At 38.1% G+C, this 4,063-nt stretch carries 4 protein-coding genes; 2 read left to right on the forward strand and 2 right to left on the reverse strand.

Annotated elements, in window-relative coordinates:
* The first annotated feature begins 4 nt into the window (after nt 1–4).
* A complete protein-coding gene (locus ACTHJT_RS17865) occupies nt 5–349 on the forward strand; it encodes a zinc ribbon domain-containing protein YjdM (RefSeq protein WP_440240755.1) in 345 nt (114 codons plus the stop codon).
* A 248-nt stretch (nt 350–597) separates the two neighbouring features.
* Nucleotides 598–2,463, forward strand: coding sequence for a peptidase U32 family protein (locus ACTHJT_RS17870; protein WP_440240749.1), 1,866 nt, complete (start codon nt 598–600; stop codon nt 2,461–2,463).
* A gap of 74 nt (nt 2,464–2,537) precedes the next feature.
* On the opposite strand, the gene ACTHJT_RS17875 is transcribed toward ACTHJT_RS17870, so the two are convergent.
* Nucleotides 2,538–3,005: an SRPBCC family protein gene (locus tag ACTHJT_RS17875; protein WP_440240751.1), complete on the reverse strand. Its 468-nt coding sequence runs from the start codon at nt 3,003–3,005 to the stop codon at nt 2,538–2,540.
* Between the two features lie 16 nt (nt 3,006–3,021).
* Nucleotides 3,022–3,690 carry a GTP cyclohydrolase I FolE gene (folE, locus tag ACTHJT_RS17880; protein WP_440240753.1) on the reverse strand — a complete coding sequence of 223 codons (669 nt, stop codon included), beginning with the start codon at nt 3,688–3,690 and terminating at the stop codon, nt 3,022–3,024.
* Nucleotides 3,691–4,063: the final 373 nt, after the last annotated feature.

The raw sequence follows: 4,063 nt of genomic DNA on the forward strand, positions 1-4,063 counted from the left end.
GATTATGTCAGATTCTATTCCTCCTTGTCCGAAATGCAAATCACCATATGCCTATGAAGTTGATTCCTTATTGGTATGTCCGGAATGTAATTATGAATGGAACCCTTCAGAGATTGAAGAATCATTAAGTACAGAAAATATTATCAAGGATTCCAACGGCAATATTTTGCAGGACGGCGATACAGTAGTGATCATCAAAGACCTTCCGGTAAAAGGTGCTCCCAAAGCCATTAAAGCCGGTACAAAAGTGAAGAACATCCGTTTAACCGATGGTGATCACAATATCGATTGCAAAGTTGATGGTTTTGGTGCCATGGCATTAAAATCAGAGTTTGTGAGGAAGGCGTAGGTAGTCTGAACTATGATTTTTGTGATTAAGATGATTACAGTGATTTTCGTCTTTTATTCCATATTTCGAATATCGAATAAAACTCACTATTCATTAAAAAATAAATAACCATACAGAGCATTCTAAATGCTCTTTTTTTTTCTTCTTGTACCTATCCAGCGGCTTCATAATCATAATAATCACAAAAATCACAGTTCAGACTGCTATTCTTGTAATCCCGTAAATAATTGCGGAACTTTGCACTTCCTATGAAAAAGAAAGTTGAAATACTTGCTCCTGCCAAAAACCTGTACCAGGGAATGGCAGCAATCAATGCCGGAGCAGATGCAGTATATATTGGCGCACCTCAGTTCGGGGCACGTACCAATGCCACTAATCCGGTGGAAGATATTGCTGAGCTGGTGCAATATGCGCACTTGTTCAAAGCACAGGTTTTTGTAGTATTAAACACTATTTTATACGACAACGAATTAGATACCTGCCAGAAATTAATTCACGAATTATATGATATCGGTGTAGATGCATTGATCATTCAGGATATGGCTATTATGGAAATGGACATTCCTCCGATTGTGATTCATGCCAGTACACAAGCCAATAACCGCGACCCTAAACACGTAAAATTCCTTGCAGATGCAGGTATGAAACGTGCCGTACTGGCGCGTGAATTAAATCTGGATCAAATCCGTGACATTCAAAAAGCAACTGATATTGAATTGGAATTCTTTGTTTCGGGTGCTTTGTGTGTTTCATTCAGCGGCAACTGTTACATGAGTATTGCCGGTGGTGAACGTAGTGCCAACCGTGGATCCTGCGCACAAAACTGCCGGCTTCCATATAATCTGATCGATGGAACCGGTAAGACCTTGATTGCAAACAGCCACTTATTATCCATCAAAGATCTTGACCTGAGCGATCAGTTACCAAACCTTATTGAAGCCGGTATTACTTCATTCAAAATTGAAGGCCGCTTAAAAGATATTGTCTATGTAAAAAATAACGTCTCTTATTTACGCAGAAAATTAGATGCCTTCCTTGAAAATAATGAACATTTCATCAAGGCATCTTCCGGGCGTACCTTCTATAATTTTGAAGCCGAAATGGATCGCAGCTTCAACAGAGGTTATACCGATTATTTCGTCAACAAGAGAACTGCTAAAATCGGTTCGTGGGAAACACCTAAATCCCAGGGGCAAGTAATAGGCAAAGTAACAGCTGTGAAAAGCAACGGCTATGTGATTGAAAACTCCGACAAGCTTAACAACGGTGATGGCTTGTATTTCATCAATGAAGCCGGAGAAGCAGATGGTGCACAAATCAATACCATCACCAATGGTGTGGTTATTCCGAACACATTCAAGCCAATTGCTGTCGGCACCATGATTTACAGAAATGCCGATGCGGAGTTCAATAAACTGGTAGAGCGTGAAGACAGTGTGATTCGTAAGATCGGTGTTCACATGACATTCAGTGAGACAGCAACCGGCTTCCAGTTAAAAGTCGTTGATGAGGACGGATATGAAAGCATTGTAGCGTTAGAGGCTGCAAAAGAGCTTAGCAAAAATTCAGATGGTGTGATTGACAACATCAAAAAGAACCTTTCAAAAACCGGCAATACGCCATTTATTGCAGACAGCATTGCAGTAGAATTTTCCAATAACTGGTTCCTTCCGATTTCAAAGATCAATGAAATCCGCAGAGAAGCGCTGGAACAGCTGATCGACATACGCGTGAAAGCATATGTACGCAAAGAATATAAAATTGAAAAAACCACTCACCCCTACCCGGTTGAAAAACTGGATTTCACGTATAACGTGTCCAATAAAATGGCACGTGCTTTTTACCACAGACATGGGGTTACTGAAATTGAAAAAGCGTTTGAACTACAGTGGGATCCTGGCAAGGCACGCGTCATGACTACCAAGTATTGTGTAAAATATGAATTAGGCAAATGTCCGAGATATCAGCGCGACAGCATGGGTGAAAAAGTTGTAGAACCATTGGTACTGAAACATGGTGAAAACGAATACAAATTAAAATTCAATTGCAAGCCATGTGAAATGGAGATCTGGGAAAAAGATGCAGACCTTGTGTTTGATGAAGACGAGTTTTAAGTATAAACAAATTCCAATTTTCAAAAAACAAATCCCAAACAATATAAAAATGAGTTCTGATTTACCGAAGCGAATCAGAACTCATTTTTATAATTACCAAAGAGTTCAACCATCTTCTTATTCCGGTAATCAAAGATCTCCTGTATCTTAGAACGAACCAGTATCGGCTCCAACAATTCACCCAGAATCCCTAATGGAAGTTTATAATTAACTATATCTGTCATTTCAACACCATTCTGTATTTCTTTAAAATGATGCTGATGATGCCAGACTGCGTAAGGTCCTACACGCTGTTCATCAACAAAAAAACTTTTTTCCTTTACATGAGTGATTTCTGTCACCCAATTCATCGGAATACCAAGCAACGGTCTGACCGTATATCTAATAATCATACCTGCATACATATGAGTACCTCCTCCTGATTTTATATCAAAACCCATGTAGGGCGGAGTAATAGTTTTCAAATTCTCTGGTGAAGAGAAAAATTCCCAGGCCTCATCCAATGTAACAGGAATTCGTTGCTTCCTTTCAAGCTTATGCATATAAACAAATCAGAAATCAGTTTTTAATATATGACAGAAATTCGTTTTTAATTCCTTCTTCATTGAATCTACCCGAATAAGCGGCCGTTACTGTTGAACTGGTTTCATCTTTCACCCCCCGCATGGAAACACATAAGTGTTTGGCATCAAGTACCACAGCCACGTCTTCCGTTTGAAGAATGCTTTTCAATTCGTTTGCTATCTGCATCGTCAGTCGTTCCTGTACCTGCGGGCGTTTAGCATAATATTCAACTATGCGATTTAGTTTTGACAAGCCAATTACTTTTCCACTTGAAATATAAGCGACATGAGCTTTACCAATGATGGGTACAAAATGATGCTCACAGTTTGAATAAAAAGTAATATTCTTTTCAAGCACCATTTCGTTATACTTGTATTTATTATCAAACAAGGTAATAGCTGGTTTGTTAGCAGGATTTAACCCACCGAAGATTTCTTTCACATACATCTTGGCAACACGTGCGGGCGTATCTTTCAGACTATCATCTGTTAAATCCAGCCCAAGAATTTCCATGATGTCTTTAAATTTTTTACTGATAAGTTCAATTTTTATATCATCATCAAGATCAAATGCATCTATACGTATGGGTGTTTCCGGATTGGATGATAAATGATCGTCGTTTATTTCTTCAATAAGAGATTGTACACTTTTAGTGATCTTCATGCTACTTCTGTTACAATAATTTATACGGTACCAGTTTATTAAACTACATTCTCCCTGAAGTCGTTCCATTTACTCCTTCGTTTATGTGATTAAGAATCATTTCTCCGTATTTATTTCATCAATATACTCGATGACAGGCTATAATCTACCTCTATTAGCTCTATAATCATGGCTAAAATGAGAACTTACCTTAACAATCGGTTTCAAACAACTTTCGTGGATGATTAGTATTACCACCTATATGCCTTTTTTAGCCCAAAACAAGAGTTTATAGCCCTATCAAAAATACACCTACGTATTTTTTAAGTATTTTTACGTATAAATACTTGCATTTACGTAACATTTACGTAATTTTGCTTACGTAGTTAACATT

Origin of the sequence: Cytophaga sp., from assembly GCF_051961495.1 — a bacterium.
In the GTDB taxonomy this organism is placed as follows: Bacteria; Bacteroidota; Bacteroidia; order Cytophagales; family Cytophagaceae; genus Cytophaga.

Excerpts from the sequence above, each read along its gene's own strand:
- ACTHJT_RS17870 (WP_440240749.1), top strand. The coding sequence starts at position 598 with ATGAAAAAGAAAGTTGAAATACTTGCTCCTGCCAAAAACCTGTACCAG.
- folE (WP_440240753.1), bottom strand. The coding sequence starts at position 3,690 with ATGAAGATCACTAAAAGTGTACAATCTCTTATTGAAGAAATAAACGAC.
- ACTHJT_RS17865 (WP_440240755.1), top strand. The coding sequence starts at position 5 with ATGTCAGATTCTATTCCTCCTTGTCCGAAATGCAAATCACCATATGCC.
- ACTHJT_RS17875 (WP_440240751.1), bottom strand. The coding sequence starts at position 3,005 with ATGCATAAGCTTGAAAGGAAGCAACGAATTCCTGTTACATTGGATGAG.